The organism is Longispora albida DSM 44784 (genome assembly GCF_000379825.1).
Lineage (GTDB): Bacteria > Actinomycetota > Actinomycetes > Mycobacteriales > Micromonosporaceae > Longispora > Longispora albida.
Window position 1 is genome coordinate 199,990 of the sequence record NZ_KB903813.1, and the last position, 16,587, is coordinate 216,576.

The window sequence follows — 16,587 nt, forward strand, 5'->3', positions numbered from 1 at the left end:
CTCAGCCCAGCCAACCGTCACCGGCGCCGGGGTAGCGTTAACAAGCGCCCGGAGGTGAGCTTCTGTGGAAATTCTGGTCATGACGGCCGCGTCCAGCGGCGTCCTGCCCGCACTCGATCTCCTGCCGCACACCGTACGGGTCGCCGAGCGTGACGTGCGCGCGCTGATGTCCGGGCCGAGTCCCGACGTCGTGCTGGTCGACGCCCGCCGCGAGCTGGCCGACGCCAGAGCCACCTGCCGCCTCCTGCACGCGACCGGGATCGGCGTGCCGCTGTTCGCGGTCGTGGAGGAGTCGGGGCTGATCGCGGTGTCCGCCGACTGGGGGCTCGACGACCTGCTGCTCGCCACGGCCGGGCCCGCCGAGGTCGAGGCGCGGCTGCGGCTGGCCGTCGGGCGGGCCGGGGGCGGGGCGACGACCGAGGGCCTGATCAAGGCCGGTGAGCTGACGATCGACCCCGACACGTACGCGGCGAAGGTGAAGGGGCAGCCGCTCGACCTCACGTACAAGGAGTTCGAGCTGCTGAAGTTCCTCGCCCAGCATCCCGGGCGGGTGTTCACGCGTGACCAGCTCCTGCGGGAGGTCTGGGGCTACGACTACTTCGGCGGTACCCGGACTGTCGACGTGCACGTCCGGCGGCTGCGGGCCAAGCTCGGCAGCGAGTACGAGTCGATGATCGGGACCGTGCGGCAGGTCGGGTACAAGTTCGTCACCCCGCCGTCCAGCCGTGAGCCGGTGAGCGCGCCAGGGCCGGTTACCGTTGCCCGGTGACCTCCGTGACGGAAATCGCCGAGAAGCTGACCGCTGACCAGATTGACCGGGTACTCGCGCTGCTGCGCGTAGCCGGGGACGCCGACGGGGCCAACCCGGTGTCCGAGCATGCCGTGCTCCAGCTGAAGGACGGGCAGCCGGCGTTGCACGTGCTGGTGATGGCAGGGGACGAGCTGGCCGGGTACGCGAACGTCGACGTCTCCGATCCGGCGGGCGGGCCGGGCGCGGAGCTGGTGGTGCATCCGATGCTCCGCCGGCGCGGGTACGGGAGGCAGCTGGCCGAGGCCGTGGCGCGCATCGCCGAAGAGCGGGACGCGGACGGCCGCCTCAGGGTGTGGGCGCACGGCGACCACCCGGCGGCCAGCCTGATCGCGCTGCGGCTGGGCTTCGAGCGGCACAGGTCGCTGTGGCAGATGCGCCGGTCACTGCGCCGGCCGATCCCGCAGCCCGAGCTGCCCGGCGACGTGACCATCCGGCCGTTCGAGCCGGGCCGGGACGAGGACGCCTGGCTGCGGGTGAACGCCCGCGCGTTCGCCGACCACCCGGAGCAGGGGAAACTGACCCGCCGCGATCTGGATCTGCGGATCTCGGCCGCGTGGTTCGATCCGGCCGGTTTCCTGCTCGCCGAGCGGGACGGGGTCCTCGTCGGGTTCCACTGGACGAAGGTGCACCCGGACGGGGTCGGCGAGGTCTACGTCCTCGGGGTCGATCCGGAGCTGGGCGCTGGTCTCGGGCTCGGTACGAGCCTGACGCTCGCTGGCCTCCACCACCTGCGCGAACAGGGCATCGACGAGGTGAACCTGTACGTCGACGAGGGCAATCCGCGTGCCGTCTCGCTCTACAGCCGGCTCGGCTTCATGCGCTGGACGGCGGACATTGGTTTCCAGCGGATCACAAAGCGGTAATAGCCCGTTCGTAGCCCTTCCATGTGGGCGTGGCGGGGGTCACTATCAGTGCCATGCTGCGCGGTGGGTCGCCTCCCGAGGAGTACGTAGCCTTCGTGGTCGCGTACGCCGATGCGCTGCGTCGTGCCGCGACCCGGGCGGTCGGGCACGACCAGCAGACCGAGTCCGCGCTGCACGAGACGCTGAGCGCCCTGGCGCTGCGCTGGGGCCGGCTCGCCGAGGACAGGCGCCTGCCGTACGTGCTCAAGCGGCTCGACCAGAATCTGCGCGAATGGCGTGAGGGCGCCCATCCGGTACCGCTGAGCCTGGAAGACACCAACGGGACAGCTGGCGAGGCACTCTACGTCGGGACCCGCAGCGGCAAGCGCTGGGTGGCCGAGCCCGCCACCCTGGCGGAAGCCGCCTGGTCGGGCGCCGGGGTGATCCGGCGCCGGAGGTTCCTGATCGCTGGCGGCGGCGTGGCGCTGGCCGGGCTGTTCGCGCTGGGCAGCCAGGTCACGGCCGAGCCAGATCCGGACTCGACTGAGGAACCGCCGCCCGCCACCCTGCCCAGGGAAGTGCTGCTGCTTCCGGACCCTGGTGCCCTGGTCAAACTGCCGCAGCGCAGGATGGCACTCCCGGTCCAGATCGCGCCGCTCGACACTGCCCCGTCACTCAGTGCCTCCCCGGTACCCAAGGCGCTCGCGCTCCTGGAGACGTCGGAGGCCGTGTTCGTGCTCGGCTCCGACGGCCTGTACCGCAAGCTCCCCGACATCGTGGTCACGCTCAGGCCCTGGGTCACGCCGACCGCACTGACCAGGGACGGCACCCGGGCGGTCTTCGCCGGCAACAACGTCATCCACGTCGTCGACTTCCCGTCCGGGCAGACCAGGACCTTCCCGATCCGCGGCTTCCACGTGACGGGTTCCTGGCTGGCCGACGGGCGGGCGTTGATCGGGCAGGGTGCCAGGTCCTTCGTCGTCGACCCGGTGACCGGGCAGACCCGGCCCGTGCCGTACGAGCAGGAGGACATCGCGATCGGCCCCGGGCTGCTCCAGCTCACCGTGGCCAGGGAAGGCATGCCGGCCAAGCTCCAGCGCTGGCCGGACAGCGCGACGGACTCGGCTCCCGCCGGGCCGCCGACCGGTGCCGTACCGGACGGCACGCCAGCCACCCGGATCGAACTCCAGGCGTCGCCGGCCATGCGCTGGGTCGGTTTCTGGGACGGCGCGGCCTGGCTGTCCGGCGACCTGGTGGCCCGGGTGTGCTCGGCGAGCAGCCTGCGGATGCCGCGCGGGTACGGCAGGCCCCAGTGGGCTGTGGCCGTGGTGAACACGGCAGGGCAGGTCAAGCACGCTCTGGTCCAGCAGTCGGTGAACGGAGCCGTCGTATCGACTCCGGTGATCCTCGGCTGGCTCGACGCGCAGACGCTGCTCGTACGGGCGGGGGACTCCACGTATCGTCCGATCGTCGCGTGGACGCCGTCCACGGGCGCATTGGAGCTGGTCAGCGGGGTACACGCAGAGACAAAGGTCGCTGTGTCAAATCTGGCCTGACGAGCCAGTTCACGTGACATCCATCTCGCCCACAGTGTGTCGTCACCTGTGATGGCCGACGAGTTCACCGTTCGTTCATTCGACTCCGGGGAACCCGTCACCTGGCGCTCCTAACGTCCCAGACAACCGGTGAGCAGCACCGGCACCTGCTCTGAGAGGACCGAAGTGAAGCTCCAGCGACTCGGCATCATCGCCGGTGTGGGCCTGACGGCGACGCTAGCGCTGACGGCCTGCGGCTCCGACAACACCACGACGAAGCCCGGTGCCACCGGTGCAGCGGCTGCCAAGATCGAGTGCGCCGGCGGCACCCTGAACGTGGCCGGTTCCTCCGCGCAGAAGAACGCGATGCTGGAGTGGATCAAGGCGTACAAGGGAGCCTGCAAGGACGCGAAGATCGAGTACAACGCGAACGGCTCGGGCGCGGGCATCCAGGGCTTCACCGCGAAGACCGCTGACTTCGCCGGCTCGGACTCGGCGCTCAAGGACACCGAGCAGCCGGCCGCCGACGCCCGCTGCGCCACCGGCAAGGCCATCCACCTGCCGATGGTGACCGGCCCGATCGCCATCGTCTTCAAGGTCGACAACGTCGACAGCCTCCAGCTCAAGCCCGCGACGCTGGCCGGCATCTTCTCCGGCAAGATCACCAAGTGGAACGCCCCGGAGATCACCGCCGACAACCCCGGCGCCAAGCTCCCGGACGCCGCGATCCAGACGGTGCACCGCTCGGACAGCTCCGGCACCACCGAGAACTTCACCGACTACCTGACGGCCACCGCCAAGGACGCGTGGACGTTCGGCAAGGCCAAGGAGTGGAAGGCTCCGGGCGGCGTCGGCTCGAAGGGTTCCGACGGTGTCGCGGCCGACGTGGCCAAGACCTCCGGCTCGATCGGCTACGTCGAGATGTCCTTCGCCGAGACCGCCGGCCTGAAGAAGGCGAAGATCCAGAACGGCGCCGGCGAGTTCACCGAGCTGACCCCGGCCTCGGCCGCCAAGACGGTCGAGAGCGCCGAGGTCAAGGGCTCCGGCGACGACCTCAAGCTGAAGATCGACTACAACACCAAGGCCGCAGGCGCGTACCCGCTGGTCCTGGTCACGTACGAGATCGCCTGCTCGGCGGGTAACGGCGACAAGGCCGCGCTCATCAAGGGCTTCCTGACCTACACCTCGAGCACCGAGGGCCAGGCCCAGCTGACCAAGCTCGGCTACGCCCCGCTGGCCGAGTCGGTCCGGGTCAAGGTCGCAGCGGCCGCGGCGAAGATCGCAGCCTAATGACCAGCAGCACCACCACGAAGCCCGCTGCCGGGGCGATGCTCCCCCGGCGGCGGCGCTTCGGCGCGGAGACGATCTTCCGGTGGCTGACCACCGGCGCTGGCACGGCCGTCCTCGTGATCATCGTGGCCATCGCCACCTTCCTGATCGCCGAGGCCGTCCCGGCTCTGCGGGACAACAAGGAGAACTTCTTCACCTACAAGGAGTGGTTCACCGGACCGGCCGACCGTAAGTTCGGCATCGCCGCCCTTGCCTTCGGTACCGTGCTCAGTGCCACGATCGCCCTGCTCCTGGCAGTGCCGGTCGCGCTGGGCATCGCGTTGTTCCTCTCCCACTACGCGCCGCGCAGGATCAGTACGACTCTCGGCTTCCTGATCGACCTGCTCGCCGCGGTCCCCAGCATCGTCTTCGGGCTCTGGGGCCGCGACTACCTGGTCGATCCGGTCAAGGACCTGTCGGCCTGGCTGAACGAGTACATGGGCTGGCTCCCGCTGTTCGGCGGCGACGGCCCGTTCGGCAAGTCCGTGCTGCTCGGCTCGATCGTCCTCGCGATCATGGTGCTGCCCATCATCACCTCGCTGTCCCGCGAGGTGTTCATGCAGACTCCCAAGGCGAACGAGGAGGCGGCTCTCGCCCTCGGCGCCACCAAGTGGGAAATGATCAGGACCTCGGTCCTGCCCTACGGCCGCCCCGGCATCATCGCCGCCGTCCTGCTCGGCCTCGGTCGCGCGCTCGGCGAGACGATCGCGCTGGCGATGACCCTGGGCACCACCTTCGTGATCTCGTTCAACCTGGTCGAGACCGGCGGTAACTCGATCGCCGCGAACATCGCGAACAAGTTCGGCGAGGCCGACGACTTCGGCCGGGGCGCACTGATCGCCTCCGGTCTCGTGCTGTTCACCATCACGCTGATCGTCAACATGACCGCCCGGGCGATCGTGTACCGGCGGAGGGAGTTCCGGTGATGGTTTCGCTGACCGCCCGCAGGCTGCCACGGTTCGCCCCGCTGGCGATCGGGGCCGGTGCGGTGGCCGTGGCTGCCGGGCTGAGCTTCGGGCTCGGCCTCGGTGGCCCGGTGATGACGGGCATCCTCGCCGCCCTGCTGTTCGTCGCCGCGCTGTTCGGTACCGCCTGGCGCGTCGAGGGCTCCCGTGCCGCACGCAACCGGGTGGCCTCCGCGCTGATCTACGGTGCCTTCGTCCTGGCGGTGATCCCGCTCGTCTCGGTGATGTTCACCGTGGTCGACAAGGGCTGGGCCCGGCTGGACGGCACGTTCTTCGGTACCTCGATGAACAACATCAGCGCCTTCGACGCGCACGGCGGCGCGTACCACGCGATCATCGGCACCCTGGAGCAGGTCGGCATCGCGGTCCTGATCACCGTGCCGCTGGGCATCCTCGGCGCCGTGTACATCGTGGAGTACGGCCGGGGGAAGCTCGCCTCCTGGATCCGCTTCTTCGTCGACGTGATGACAGGTATCCCGTCCATCGTGGCCGGTCTGTTCATCCTGGCCTTCTGGGTCATGGTGGTCTCGCCGATGTTCTCGGCGGACGGCGCGCCGACCCTCTCCGGGTTCGCGGCCTCGCTGGCCCTGTCGGTGCTGATGCTGCCGACCGTGGTCCGCTCGACCGAGGAGATGCTCCGCCTCGTGCCGAACGAGCTCCGCGAGGGCTCGTACGCGCTGGGCATCCCGAAGTGGAAGACGATCACCAAGATCGTGCTGCCGACGGCCGGCCCGGGCATCGTCACCGGTGTCATGCTGGCCATCGCCCGCGCGGCCGGCGAGACGGCACCGGTGATGCTGGTCGCCGGCGTGAACTCGGCGATCGCCTTCAACCCGTTCGAATCACAGTCCTCCCTCTCGTACTACGTGTTCGACCAGGCGACCGACTCCTCCAAGTACGCGGAACCGCGTGCGTGGGCCGGCGCGCTCACCCTGGTCGCGATCGTCCTGACCCTGACCGTCGTGGCCAAGCTCCTGGCCCGCCGCAGCAAGCTCTCGAGGTGACCTCGCATGGCCAAGCGAATTGAAGCATCGGGCGTCACGGCCTACTACGGGGCGTTCAAGGCGATCGACAGCGTCAGCATGACGATCGAGCCCAAGTCGGTGACGGCGCTGATCGGCCCGTCCGGCTGCGGCAAGTCGACCTTCCTCCGCTCGATCAACCGGATGCACGAGGTGCTGCCGGGCGCCAGGGTCGAAGGCAGGCTGACGGTCGACCACCAGGACATCTACGAGCGCGACGTCGACGTGACCGCCGTCCGCCGCATGATCGGCATGGTGTTCCAGCGGCCCAACCCGTTCCCGACCATGTCCATCTTCGACAACGTCGTGGCCGGCCTGCGGCTGAACGGCGTCCGGGGCAAGGCAGCCCTGGAGGAGGCCGCGGAGAAGGCCCTGCGCGGCGCCAACCTGTGGAACGAGGTCAAGGACCGGCTGAAGAAGCCCGGCGGCGGCCTGTCCGGCGGCCAGCAGCAGCGGCTGTGCATCGCCCGCACCATCGCCGTCGAACCGCAGATCGTGCTGATGGACGAGCCGTGTTCCGCGCTCGACCCGATCTCGACGCTGGCGATCGAGGACCTGATCTCGCAGCTCAAGGACAAGTACACGATCGTCATCGTCACGCACAACATGCAGCAGGCCGCGCGCGTCTCCGACCGGACGGCCTTCTTCTCGATCGAGAAGACCGGCGACCCGGGCCGCCTGGTGGAGTACGACGACACCCAGAAGATCTTCACCAACCCGGCGGAGCGCAAGACCGAGGACTACATCACGGGCCGCTTCGGCTGATTTTTCCTGGTACCAGTCAGCGAAAGTGCCCGGCACACCACGTGGTGTGCCGGGCACTTTCGCTGACTGGGATGCCGGGAAATTGTCAGATCTTGAGCAGAACATCCCTCGGGTGGCGATCTTGGTATGAAAGTCGAAGACTTGTTGCCTATGGGAAATGAGTGGCCTTCGGTGAAGGCCAGAGTGCTGCTTCGGCTGCTGGAACGGGAGTTGGGCTACTGTGAGGTGAGGCGTACAGGGAGCCACAGGAAGCTTCGTTCGCCGGGTTACCCAGACATCACGTTCGCGTTTCATGACGGTGTGACCGTGTCTCCGCGCCTCGTGCGCATCATACTTGTACAGCAGGTAGGGCTCTCCCTGGACAAGGCGAAGGAGTTGATCAAACGTGCCTGACGAGACAATTGATCTCATCGTCGTCGTGCCCAGCCAGGACGACGAAGGCTACGGGATCTACAGCCCTCAGATTCCCGGGTTGGTAGGCGGCCGGGCCTCGATGGGGGAACTCAGGGATGACCTCGGCGAGATCCTGACCTCAGCCGGGCTGTCCCCGCATGTTGGCGTGCGCATCCACACTGAACAGGTGTTTTTGGCTGGTGAGGCTGAGTATCTCGTCCGAGTGCTCAATGATGCGTGCCAGGAAGAGCGGCTGCATATCGCCGACCGGATCAACGCAGTAATGGCGGAGCCGGGTGAGCGGGATGCTCTCCTTGAAGGCCCGACAACTCGCACCGGTGAAGTGTTGTTTATCTGCGTAGTCGCTTCGGACAGGATTGGTGACGTCGCGGCTCAGCTGCACCCTCAGGGTGACGTGGCTGTCCTCGTTACCTCCGTTGCCGACAATTTCATCTGCTCTACCAGAATTTCCAACTCGCCGGATCTGCTGGAGAACGCTCAATCGGCTGAGGAACTGGGATTTTCCTCGGAACTGACGGTTGGTGAACTCATGAGGGCAGCGGCGTTGGGCCTGAAACCACGACACCTGCTGGTTGCGTAGGCGGTCGTTTCAGTACACCAGGGCCTGGGCGCCGTCGGTGAGGCATTCCTCGACGAAGACGGCGGCGCCGGCGATGCGCACCCCCGGCAGCACGTCACTCTCGGTGAGTTCCCGGCGGGCGGCGCACTGGGTGCAGAGCGTGACCGTGCCGGCGGCCAGGATCGCGTCGAGCAGCCCCGGCAGCGGGGCGGAGTGCGGCAGGTCGAACTCGGCTGCCTTGCCCGGTACGGCGAACCAGGACGCCTCGCCCGTCAGCCAGAGTGACACGGTGGCCCCGGCGGCGAGGGCGGTCGCGGCGACCGTGAAGGCCTGTGCGCAGCGTTCCGGCGCGTCGGCCCCGGCGGTGACCTTGACAATCAGTGAGCGCGGCATGCCGGGAGTCTAGCCCGGTCGTTAGACTCAGCCGGTGACCGAGATCGGGTTCGTCAGCCTCCTGGTGGCTGGGTTCGGCGCGCTGGCTGGCGGCCTGGGGTACCTGGCGCTGCGGGTCGCGCGCAGCCGCTGGTAGGCACACGCGCCCGGGCGGGCACAGCCGAAGCATCAGGCCATCAGGCACGAGTGACGTGGAGAAGGAGCAGCATGGAGACGCCGCCGTGGCTGAACGCGCCGCCGGTTGAGGAGTACCCGTACGAGGAGACCCACGATCTGCGGGTCGGCCCGGATCTGCACCCGGGGCTGCTGGGCCTGCTGCCCTATGTCGGGGTGTGGCGGGGCCGGGGTCGTGGTGGGTACCCGGACATCGAGGACTTCGACTTCGCGCAGGAGATCCGGTTCAGCCACGACGGCAGGCCGTTCCTGTTCTACGAGTCGCGTACGTGGCTGCTCGACGGCGACAGCAAGCCGATCCGCCCGGCGTCGCGTGAGGTCGGCTGGTGGCGGCCGGTGATGGTGAACGGGCAGGCCGGCGACGACGTCGAGGTGCTGCTGACGATGCCGACCGGGTTCCTGGAGCTGTACATGGGCCAGATCGACGGGCTGAAGGTCGAGATGTCGACCGACGCGCTGGTCCGCACGCCCACGGCCAAGGAGGTCACCGGCGGTCACCGGCTGTACGGGATCGTGGAGGGCGCGCTGCTCTACGCGTACGACATGGCTGCGATGGGCCACGGGCTCCAGCCGCACCTGTCGGCCCGCCTGATCCGGGTCGCCGGGTAGCGCCGGGAGTCTGACCAGCACGAACCGCCGCCGGGATAGTTCCCGGCGGCGGTTGTCGTTTCCCGCCACGTGAGGACCGGCCGGCGCGAGCGCTGGGAACCTACGTGAGGACCGGCCGGCGCGGGCGCGGGGAACGTGCACCCGGGACTGTGCACGTTTGCACAAAGGAGTGTGCACGTTTGCATGTGCACCTGTGCACACGTGCAAAAACTCACCTAGGGGTACCGGGCGGGAAAGCCCCGATGGTGATCAGCCTCCCCGGCCACCAAGCTATTGATCATGAAGTCGCTGAAGATCGTCCTCGCCGCCGGAGTCGCCGCCGCGGCCATCGCCACCACGGCCGGGCCGGCCGCCGCCGCTGCCACTCCGCTCAAGCCGCTCGACCCGGCGGCACTCCAGCAGGCGCTCACCATCGACCAGCCGGGAGCGGCGACCGCCGCCCTGCTCCGGGTCAGCGGTACGGCGGGGAGCTGGGCCGGTGCCTCGGGCGTCGCGGATCGGCGGACGGGCCGGCTGGCCTGCCCGGACGACCGGTTCCGGATCGGCAGCGTGACGAAGGTGTTCACGTCGGCTGTCACGCTCCAGCTGGCGGCCGAGGGGAAGATCGGGCTGGACAAGCCGGTGCAGTCCTACCTGCCGGGCCTGCTGCCAGCTGCCTTCGAGCCGATCAGCGTCGGCCAGCTGCTCAACCACACCAGCGGCCTGCCGTTCGAGGTGAAGCCGGACTACGACTTCGCCAGCACGGCCTGGCAGCTGGAGCACCGGTACGACGTCGCGGACCGGGAGGAGTTCATCCGGTACGTGACGCGGACGGGGCCGATGGCCAAGCCGGGTACCGCGCAGCAGTACAACGGGGCCAACTACATCCTCGCCGGGCTGCTGATCGAGCGGGTGACCGGGCACTCGTACGCGACCGAGGTGGAGCGCCGGATCAGCCGCCCGCTGGGCCTGCACCACACGTCCTCGCCGGTGAACGACACGCGGATCCGGGGGCACCACACGCACGGGTACCAGATCACTGACAACGGCCTGGTGGATGTGACCCGCTGGAACCAGTCGATGTTCGTCGGCGAGGGGAACATCGTGTCGACGACGGCGGACGTGGACCGGTTCGTGACGGCGCTCCTGAGTGGACGATTGCTGCCCGCCGAGTACCAGGCCAAGCTGTTCGAGCTGCCCGCTGTGCCTGGGGCGAAATTCAGCATGGGGCTCATGGCGTACCAGATCAACGGGGTGCTGTTGTGGGGCAAGACCGGCAGCCGGCCCGGGTACACGAACGGGGTTTTCGGGACCGCCGACGGTCAGCGAGTGATCACCTACTCGGTGAACACGACGGACATGCAGAGCACCACCATGCCGGTGATCGTGCAGAACATCGCGAAGGTGACCTTCTAGAAGGACACGAAGAAGCGGGTGCCACCTGGATGGTGGCACCCGCTTCCTGTTCTACGTGGTTACTGGAGTTGCGGGTCGCGGAACAGGCTGCCGCACGAGCTGACCGGCCGCAGCGAGAAGTCCGCAGTGGTCACCAGGCCTGCCGGGACCGACACGTCCCGCGCCTGCGGGATCCAGCCGTCCTTGGCCACGATGATCTGGTACTTGCCACGCGGCACCCAGTACGTGAACTTGCCGCCGGCCACCGAGGCCTTCAGCGTGAACTGGTTGCTGCCCGAGCCGTTGAGCTGCACGGTCGCCGGGACCGGTACCGGGGAGCCGCCGCACGGCGTCCCGGTCACTGTGCCCGTGATCTTGCCCCAGCCACTCGGCGGCTGGGCGTGCAGCAGGACGTCGGTCTTCGGCGCGGCGTACGGGGTGACGCCGCCGGCGCTCAGGGTCGCCGTGTAGTCGCCGGGCTGGTCGATCCCGTTCTCCGGCTTGGCCGTCATGGCGACCAGGACCGTCTGCGACTTGCCGGGCTGGAGGGTGAAGGTGGCCGGGGTGGTGGCGAGCCACGGTACGTCGCCGCCGCTGGCCGTTCCGCACTGGTCGAAGCCAGCCAGCGCCTCGACGCCGGCCGAAGGCGTGAACGGGCCGGTCCAGCCACCGATCTTGTAGGCACCGCAGGCACCAGCACCACGCGCGGTCGGTACCCGGGCCTCCGGCAGCTCGGCCCACGTGTTGCCGGCCGGGTCGTAGGCGAACGACCGGTTGGTCAGCATCGTGGAGTTGCCGGTGATGCCGCCCATGAGGACGAGCTGGCCGTTGGCTGCGGCGTCGCTCGAACCCCACAGGTCGATCGGCAGGTCGGCGATCGCGGTCCAGGCGTTGGCGCCCGGGTCGTAGGAGTAGCCGTCCTTGTAGGCGCTGTCGGCGGCGCCACCAGCGCAGACCGCCTTGCCGCCCAGCCCGGCGCAGCTGGTCCAGGAGACGCCGTGCGGGTACGCCGCAGCGGTGCCGAACGTGCCGGCCGCCGTGTCGAACACGACCACGTCGGACGTGTCGTCACAGGCGGAGTTGGCGCAGCCACCGACCAGGTAGATCTTGGTACCGATGACGGCGACACCGGCACCGGCCTTCGGAGCCGGGTTGGTCACGCCGAGCGTGCTCCACGTGTTGCTGGCCGCGTCGTAGACGTCCACGGAGGAGTTGTTACCGCTCGCGCCGAAGCCGCCGAAGGCGTACACCTTGCCGCCGACGTAGGCGACCTGCGGCTTGGAGCGGGCGGTCGGCATGTCGGCGCCGGCCGACCACGCGTTGGTCTCGCGGTCGTAGATGTAGATCTTGCGGGTGTTCGGCCCGTCGGAGTTACCGCCGACCGAGTACACCTTGCCGCCGCCGGCCGTCGCCGAGTTGTCGGAGATGGCTGACGGGTAGGACGCGACGTCCGACCAGCTGCCGTCGGCGACCGGGGCCAGCGAGGCCGGGGTGTGCGTGACGCCGGAGCGCTCCTTGTCGGCGTCGGCTGCGACGAACTTGCCGCTGCCGTCAGCCGCCACGAAGCCCTTGCTCACGCCACCGGCCACGACCACCGTGCGCACACCGGCGCCCGGCTTGTTCATGGTCGGGGTCACGGTGCCCGCCTGCTCGCCGAGCGTCACGTCGACCGGCGCGGAGCCGGTGTTCTTCACGCTGACGTAGGCGTTGCGGTTGCTGCCGACCGTCGTCCACGCCTCGATCAGCGGGGAGTCGAAGGCCAGGCGCGGGGCCTTGAGGGCCGAGTCGGACCGGACCGCGCCGTCGGCGGCCACGTTCACGACCGGCGTCTCCTTGACGTAGCCGGCCTTGGCGACGGAGAACTCGGTCGAGCCCGTAGCCGAGGAGAACAGCCAGAAGAAGCCGTCGGCCAGGTTCGGGTCGTCCGGCGTACCGGCGGTGGTGGCCTTCTCGGCCGGCTTGGCCACGCTGGCCACCGCCGCGCCGTTCACGGCCGAACCGGTGTTGACGTCGGAGACGTTACCGACGACGAGGCCACCGGCCACCGGGTCGCAGGACCGGTTCTGCACGGTGACGTTGTCGACCTGCCACCAGTAGTCGTACGTGCCGACGTACTTGAACCGCAGCTGCGCGGCAGGCTGCCCGCCGAAGTCGGCGAGCGAGACCTCGTTGACGACCGGGCCGCGCTGGCTCTGCCCGGCCTGCCGGTGCCAGAGGTTGACCCAGGTCGCGCCGCCGTCGGTGGTGATGTCGACGTCGACGGTGTCACGGGTGAAGGTCCGGTAGTCGCTGTTGAAGCGGAGTACCGGGGTCGCCGTGCTGGTCAGGTCGAACACCGGGGACAGCATGGACGTGTCCTGGTGCTTGCCGGAGCCGTAGAAGTCGCTGTCGGCGATGGCGAAGCCGCCGGTACCGCCGGTGAGGTTCCCCCGGGGCTTCGGGTCGTTGAAGACCCAGTTGCCCTGGGTGGTCTCCGCAGTCACGGTCCAGCCTGCCGGGGTCGTGCCGCCGTCGAAGGTCTCGCTGAGCACCGGTGCGCCCATGTTGACCTTGTACCCGGCGGCGGTGCACGCCCCGTCGACCTTCAGCGGCGCGTCCTGCACGATGTCGGCCTCTGAGCCGGGCATGGTGACGACGCGTTCGGAGTAGCCGCCGTACACCGGGGTGTACGCGATGATCGTCTTCACGCCCTTGGGCACGGACAGCGTGTACTCGCCGGTCGCCGGGTTGGTGTACGTCGCGGACGGCTGCCCGACGACCTGCACCTTGGCGTACAGCGGGTACCCGTGGCCGGAGGCGTCCTTGACGACACCGCTGAGCTTGACGCTCGGCGCCGGCGTCAGGTTCACGCTCTTGGTAACGGTGCCGTCCTCGGTGACGTCCACAGTGGTCGACAGCGGTGCGAAGCCGTACGCGGAGAATTCAATGGTCTGCGAGCCGGCCGCGGCCGTGAGTGAATACCTGCCGTCTGGCTGGGTGAGCACGGCGGTACCGTTGACCTCGACCCGCGCGCCGGAGATGGCCGCTCCGGACGAAGAGTTGTAGACGTAGCCGGACACAGTCCCGATGCCGGCGACGTTGAGGTTTGAGTTCTGGCTGGTGAGGGGAGTAGTGCCACCAGTGGCCGCGACTGCGGGCGCTGGGCTGGCGCCGAGCATCGCCAGCACGGTGGCTGCCGCGAGTGCCGGTGGAGCGAGGATGCGTCGTGCGTGGACTATCGCCACGTGTGACCTCCGGTTTCGCTGGTTCCTGACTGATCGATGCTCCCCACTGTGGAATCAGGCATTCAAGACCATGATTCTGGCAGTTTCTGGTCAGGTTCCTGTCAGTAGTAACGCCACTGTCCGTAGTGGGGTCTTGACGTCAGCCGGGCGGGTCGGATTGGCTATGAGACGAACGTCCCCCCGGAAGGTGGTACGACATGGTGGCTCCAGTCATCCGATTGGCCGAGGTCGAGCCGGCTGGGGCCGTGCGCCGCCGGACGAATCTCGGCCAGGCGCTCGAAGGCGAGCTGCCGCTGGTCGTCTGTGTCACGCCGGACGCGGGGCTGCGGCTGCGGCTCGCCAAGGAGCTCGACGGGGCCGGTGTCGTTCTCATGTGCCCTGACCTGGACACTCTCCGTTCCCTGCTCGCCACGCCCGTCCGGACTGGTCCGCCGGTCCTCACCGACCCCGGCGTCGTCGAGGTGGGGGAGCTGACGATGGACCGGCGGGCGGCCCAGGTCACCTGGCGGGGCAGCCCGGTCGAGCTGACCAGGATCGAGCGCGAGCTGCTCGACAGCCTGGCCACCCCGGCGGGCCGGGTCTGGAGCTACGAACGGTTGTACAGAAGGGTGTGGCGTTCCGCCTATCTCGGCGACGCCTCGGTGCTCCACTCCGCCGTGAAGCGCCTGCGCCGCAAGCTCCGGGAGGCCGGCGTCTCGGTCGGCGTGGAGACGGTGCGCGGGGTCGGCTACCGCCTACGGCAGGGGATACCCCGCGAGGTGCTGTAGTTCGGCCGTCGCGGCCGAGGGTTCCAGCGGCTGGCCGTCGATCGCGGTCACGGCCACCAGGCCACGCAGGGCCGAGGTCAGCCAGACCCCGTCCGAGGCCCGGAGGTCGTCCACTGTGGCATGCCCGGTCGCGGCCGCGAATCGCGAGTTCGCCAGGACAAAGGCCGATGTCGTACCCGCGAGCAGCGGCGCACTGTCCCCAGTGGTGTGCAGGGTGCCGCCCGCCAGCCAGAGCAGATTCGCGGTCGGGGCCTCCACGGCGTACCCCTCGGCGGAGATCCACAGCGCGTCGTCGTGGCCGGCGGCGGCTGCGGTCTTCAGTGCGGCGAGGTTCCCGGCGTACGAGAGAATCTTGGCGCGGGGGAACGGCAGGTCCGGGAGCGGCATTGTCATGATCGACACACCCGTGCGCCGGGCCAGTTTGCTCTTGTCCGGGACGGGGGCGACGGTGACGTACGCTGCGCCGCCGCGCGTCAGGACGATCCGGAGCGCTCCTTCGGCCTCCGGCCAGGCGGCTGCGGCCTCGAAGGCGAGTTCTCGCAGGCCAGAGGGCATGGTGAGACCAAGATCTGCGGTGCTCCGGGCGAGCCGGGCGAGGTGGTCATCGATCAGCCAGGGCTGCCCGGACCGGACATGCACGGTCTCGAAGGCACCATCACCCCGCAGGGCACCAGGGTCGTCCGCGCGCAGCACGGGCGTCTCCGGCGGGACAAGTCCCCGGCCGAGCACGGCGAGAAGGCGGCTCACCCCGCCATCTTAGATACCATCGAAAGGTGAACCGGGGAGTGATCATGAACGCGGTGATGGGTGAGGGACGAGACGCCGGGGTGCCGGTGCACTATGGCGACCCAGCCCGCGAGCAGCGGATCCTGGCGAATGAGGCCGGTCTGGTCGACCGCTCGCACCGCGGGGTGATCGCCGTTCCCGGCGAGGACAGGCTGAGCTGGCTGCACGACCTCACCACGCAGTACCTGCACGGTGACGTCTCGGGCACCGAGCTGCTCTTCCTCTCCCCGCACGGCCACGTCGAGCACCACGCCGTGCTCGCCGACGTCGACGGCACGGCCTGGCTCGACGTCGAGGGCGCCCCGAACGGCCTCCTCGAATACCTGCACCGCATGCGCTTCCTGCTCCGCGTCGAGCCGTGCGACATGAGCCAGGAGATGAGCCTGTACTCGCTCGTCGGCCCCGAAGCCGCCCTCGCCGGCATCGACCTCGGCCCCGTCGACGAGCTCCCGGTACCCGGCCCGAAGTTCGCCTCGGCCGACCTGCCCAAGCGCCCATCCGTCGCGTACCCGGTCGCGCCGCTGCCCGGTGGCGGGTTCGCCCGCCGCATGCCCTACGGCATCGACCTGATGCTCCCGCGCGGCTCGAAGTACCTCGACGAGATCGAGGTGCCCTGGTGCGGGCTGTGGGCCTTCGAGGCGATGCGCGTCGAGGCGCACCGGCCACGGCTGGGCTTCGAGACCGACCACAAGACCCTCCCCGCCGAGGTCGACTGGCTCGCCAGCGCCGTGCACCTCGACAAGGGCTGCTACCGGGGCCAGGAGACCATCGCCCGCGTGCACAACCTGGGCCGCCCGCCGCGCCGCCTGGTCCTGCTGCACCTCGACGGCGTGGACGAGGAACTGCCGGCCGTGGGCTCGGCTGTCGAGCTGGACGGCCGGGCCGTCGGCTTCGTCGGCACGACCGTGCGGCACCACGAGCTGGGCCAGGTCGCCCTCGCCGTCCTCAAGCGCTCGGTCGCCGACGACGCCAAACTCAAGATCGGCGCCAGGGCCGCAGCGATCGACTAGCTACGCGA

17 protein-coding genes are annotated in these 16,587 nt (G+C 69.1%); 14 read left to right on the plus strand and 3 right to left on the minus strand.

The genetic code is table 11. From position 1 onward, the window contains the following. The first annotated feature begins 79 nt into the window (after positions 1 to 79). From A3G1_RS0100925 to A3G1_RS0100965, 9 genes are all read left to right on the plus strand, one after another. Entirely contained in the window at positions 80 to 769 is a 690-nt protein-coding gene (locus A3G1_RS0100925) for a winged helix-turn-helix transcriptional regulator (protein ID WP_018347575.1), read from the plus strand. Next, positions 766 to 1,674: a mycothiol synthase gene (mshD, locus tag A3G1_RS0100930; RefSeq protein ID WP_018347576.1), complete on the plus strand. Its 909-nt coding sequence runs from the start codon at positions 766 to 768 to the stop codon at positions 1,672 to 1,674. Before A3G1_RS0100925 ends, mshD begins: the two co-directional genes overlap by 4 nt. A 53-nt stretch (positions 1,675 to 1,727) precedes the next feature. Beyond that, complete coding sequence (locus tag A3G1_RS0100935) at positions 1,728 to 3,209, plus strand: hypothetical protein (protein ID WP_018347577.1); 1,482 nt, start codon at positions 1,728 to 1,730, stop codon at positions 3,207 to 3,209. 165 nt (positions 3,210 to 3,374) lie between these two features. Next, positions 3,375 to 4,478, plus strand: a complete 1,104-nt coding sequence (gene pstS, locus A3G1_RS0100940; RefSeq protein WP_018347578.1) for a phosphate ABC transporter substrate-binding protein PstS — start codon at positions 3,375 to 3,377, stop codon at positions 4,476 to 4,478. Beyond that, a complete protein-coding gene (gene pstC, locus A3G1_RS0100945; RefSeq protein WP_018347579.1) occupies positions 4,478 to 5,443 on the plus strand; it encodes a phosphate ABC transporter permease subunit PstC in 966 nt (321 codons plus the stop codon). The genes pstS and pstC overlap by 1 nt, the downstream gene beginning before the upstream one ends. Continuing rightward, positions 5,443 to 6,486 carry a phosphate ABC transporter permease PstA gene (gene pstA, locus A3G1_RS0100950; RefSeq protein WP_018347580.1) on the plus strand — a complete coding sequence of 348 codons (1,044 nt, stop codon included), beginning with the start codon at positions 5,443 to 5,445 and terminating at the stop codon, positions 6,484 to 6,486. Before pstC ends, pstA begins: the two co-directional genes overlap by 1 nt. Positions 6,487 to 6,492: 6 nt before the next feature. After that, positions 6,493 to 7,269, plus strand: coding sequence for a phosphate ABC transporter ATP-binding protein PstB (gene pstB, locus A3G1_RS0100955; RefSeq protein WP_018347581.1), 777 nt, complete (start codon positions 6,493 to 6,495; stop codon positions 7,267 to 7,269). Positions 7,270 to 7,419: 150 nt separating this feature from the next. Then, positions 7,420 to 7,662 carry a type II toxin-antitoxin system HicA family toxin gene (locus A3G1_RS42260; protein ID WP_026211677.1) on the plus strand — a complete coding sequence of 81 codons (243 nt, stop codon included), beginning with the start codon at positions 7,420 to 7,422 and terminating at the stop codon, positions 7,660 to 7,662. Further along, complete coding sequence (locus A3G1_RS0100965; RefSeq protein ID WP_018347583.1) at positions 7,655 to 8,263, plus strand: hypothetical protein; 609 nt, start codon at positions 7,655 to 7,657, stop codon at positions 8,261 to 8,263. The genes A3G1_RS42260 and A3G1_RS0100965 overlap by 8 nt, the downstream gene beginning before the upstream one ends. Before the next feature lie 9 nt (positions 8,264 to 8,272). Here the strand turns inward: A3G1_RS0100965 and A3G1_RS0100970 are convergent, their stop codons facing one another. After that, a complete protein-coding gene (locus A3G1_RS0100970) occupies positions 8,273 to 8,635 on the minus strand; it encodes a DsrE family protein (RefSeq protein ID WP_018347584.1) in 363 nt (120 codons plus the stop codon). Positions 8,636 to 8,669: 34 nt separating this feature from the next. On the opposite strand from A3G1_RS0100970, the gene mtfM reads away from it, so the two are divergent. The 3 genes from mtfM to A3G1_RS32565 all read left to right on the plus strand — a co-directional run bounded on the left by mtfM (position 8,670) and on the right by A3G1_RS32565 (position 10,813). Then, positions 8,670 to 8,771: a small membrane protein MtfM gene (gene mtfM, locus A3G1_RS42055; RefSeq protein WP_018347585.1), complete on the plus strand. Its 102-nt coding sequence runs from the start codon at positions 8,670 to 8,672 to the stop codon at positions 8,769 to 8,771. Positions 8,772 to 8,842: 71 nt separating this feature from the next. Continuing rightward, entirely contained in the window at positions 8,843 to 9,418 is a 576-nt protein-coding gene (locus A3G1_RS0100980; protein ID WP_018347586.1) for a heme-binding beta-barrel domain-containing protein, read from the plus strand. Positions 9,419 to 9,697: 279 nt separating this feature from the next. After that, positions 9,698 to 10,813: a serine hydrolase domain-containing protein gene (locus A3G1_RS32565; RefSeq protein WP_040477278.1), complete on the plus strand. Its 1,116-nt coding sequence runs from the start codon at positions 9,698 to 9,700 to the stop codon at positions 10,811 to 10,813. A gap of 59 nt (positions 10,814 to 10,872) precedes the next feature. Here A3G1_RS32565 and A3G1_RS32570 read toward each other — a convergent pair whose 3' ends face one another. Further along, positions 10,873 to 14,016: a Kelch repeat-containing protein gene (locus tag A3G1_RS32570; protein WP_157640831.1), complete on the minus strand. Its 3,144-nt coding sequence runs from the start codon at positions 14,014 to 14,016 to the stop codon at positions 10,873 to 10,875. 371 nt (positions 14,017 to 14,387) lie between these two features. Between A3G1_RS32570 and A3G1_RS0100995 the strand changes: the two genes are divergently transcribed. Then, the gene (locus A3G1_RS0100995; RefSeq protein WP_245563435.1) at positions 14,388 to 14,783 is read left to right on the plus strand and encodes a winged helix-turn-helix domain-containing protein; all 396 of its coding nucleotides are present in this window, start codon (positions 14,388 to 14,390) and stop codon (positions 14,781 to 14,783) included. Here the strand turns inward: A3G1_RS0100995 and A3G1_RS0101000 are convergent. Further along, the gene (locus A3G1_RS0101000) at positions 14,751 to 15,530 is read right to left on the minus strand and encodes an aminotransferase class IV (protein ID WP_245563415.1); all 780 of its coding nucleotides are present in this window, start codon (positions 15,528 to 15,530) and stop codon (positions 14,751 to 14,753) included. The genes A3G1_RS0100995 and A3G1_RS0101000 overlap by 33 nt on opposite strands. A gap of 44 nt (positions 15,531 to 15,574) precedes the next feature. Between A3G1_RS0101000 and ygfZ the strand changes: the two genes are divergently transcribed. Beyond that, positions 15,575 to 16,579 (plus strand): CAF17-like 4Fe-4S cluster assembly/insertion protein YgfZ, encoded by a 1,005-nt coding sequence (gene ygfZ, locus A3G1_RS0101005; protein WP_040477426.1) that lies wholly within the window; start codon positions 15,575 to 15,577, stop codon positions 16,577 to 16,579. The last annotated feature ends 8 nt before the right edge of the window (positions 16,580 to 16,587 follow it).

Excerpts from the sequence above, each read along its gene's own strand:
- A3G1_RS0100925 (WP_018347575.1), top strand. The coding sequence starts at position 80 with ATGACGGCCGCGTCCAGCGGCGTCCTGCCCGCACTCGATCTCCTGCCG.
- A3G1_RS0100995 (WP_245563435.1), top strand. The coding sequence starts at position 14,388 with ATGTGCCCTGACCTGGACACTCTCCGTTCCCTGCTCGCCACGCCCGTC.
- A3G1_RS0100970 (WP_018347584.1), bottom strand. The coding sequence starts at position 8,635 with ATGCCGCGCTCACTGATTGTCAAGGTCACCGCCGGGGCCGACGCGCCG.
- pstB (WP_018347581.1), top strand. The coding sequence starts at position 6,493 with ATGGCCAAGCGAATTGAAGCATCGGGCGTCACGGCCTACTACGGGGCG.
- pstC (WP_018347579.1), top strand. The coding sequence starts at position 4,478 with ATGACCAGCAGCACCACCACGAAGCCCGCTGCCGGGGCGATGCTCCCC.
- A3G1_RS42260 (WP_026211677.1), top strand. The coding sequence starts at position 7,420 with ATGGGAAATGAGTGGCCTTCGGTGAAGGCCAGAGTGCTGCTTCGGCTG.
- A3G1_RS0100935 (WP_018347577.1), top strand. The coding sequence starts at position 1,728 with ATGCTGCGCGGTGGGTCGCCTCCCGAGGAGTACGTAGCCTTCGTGGTC.
- A3G1_RS0100980 (WP_018347586.1), top strand. The coding sequence starts at position 8,843 with ATGGAGACGCCGCCGTGGCTGAACGCGCCGCCGGTTGAGGAGTACCCG.
- pstA (WP_018347580.1), top strand. The coding sequence starts at position 5,443 with ATGGTTTCGCTGACCGCCCGCAGGCTGCCACGGTTCGCCCCGCTGGCG.
- ygfZ (WP_040477426.1), top strand. The coding sequence starts at position 15,575 with ATGAACGCGGTGATGGGTGAGGGACGAGACGCCGGGGTGCCGGTGCAC.
- A3G1_RS32565 (WP_040477278.1), top strand. The coding sequence starts at position 9,698 with ATGAAGTCGCTGAAGATCGTCCTCGCCGCCGGAGTCGCCGCCGCGGCC.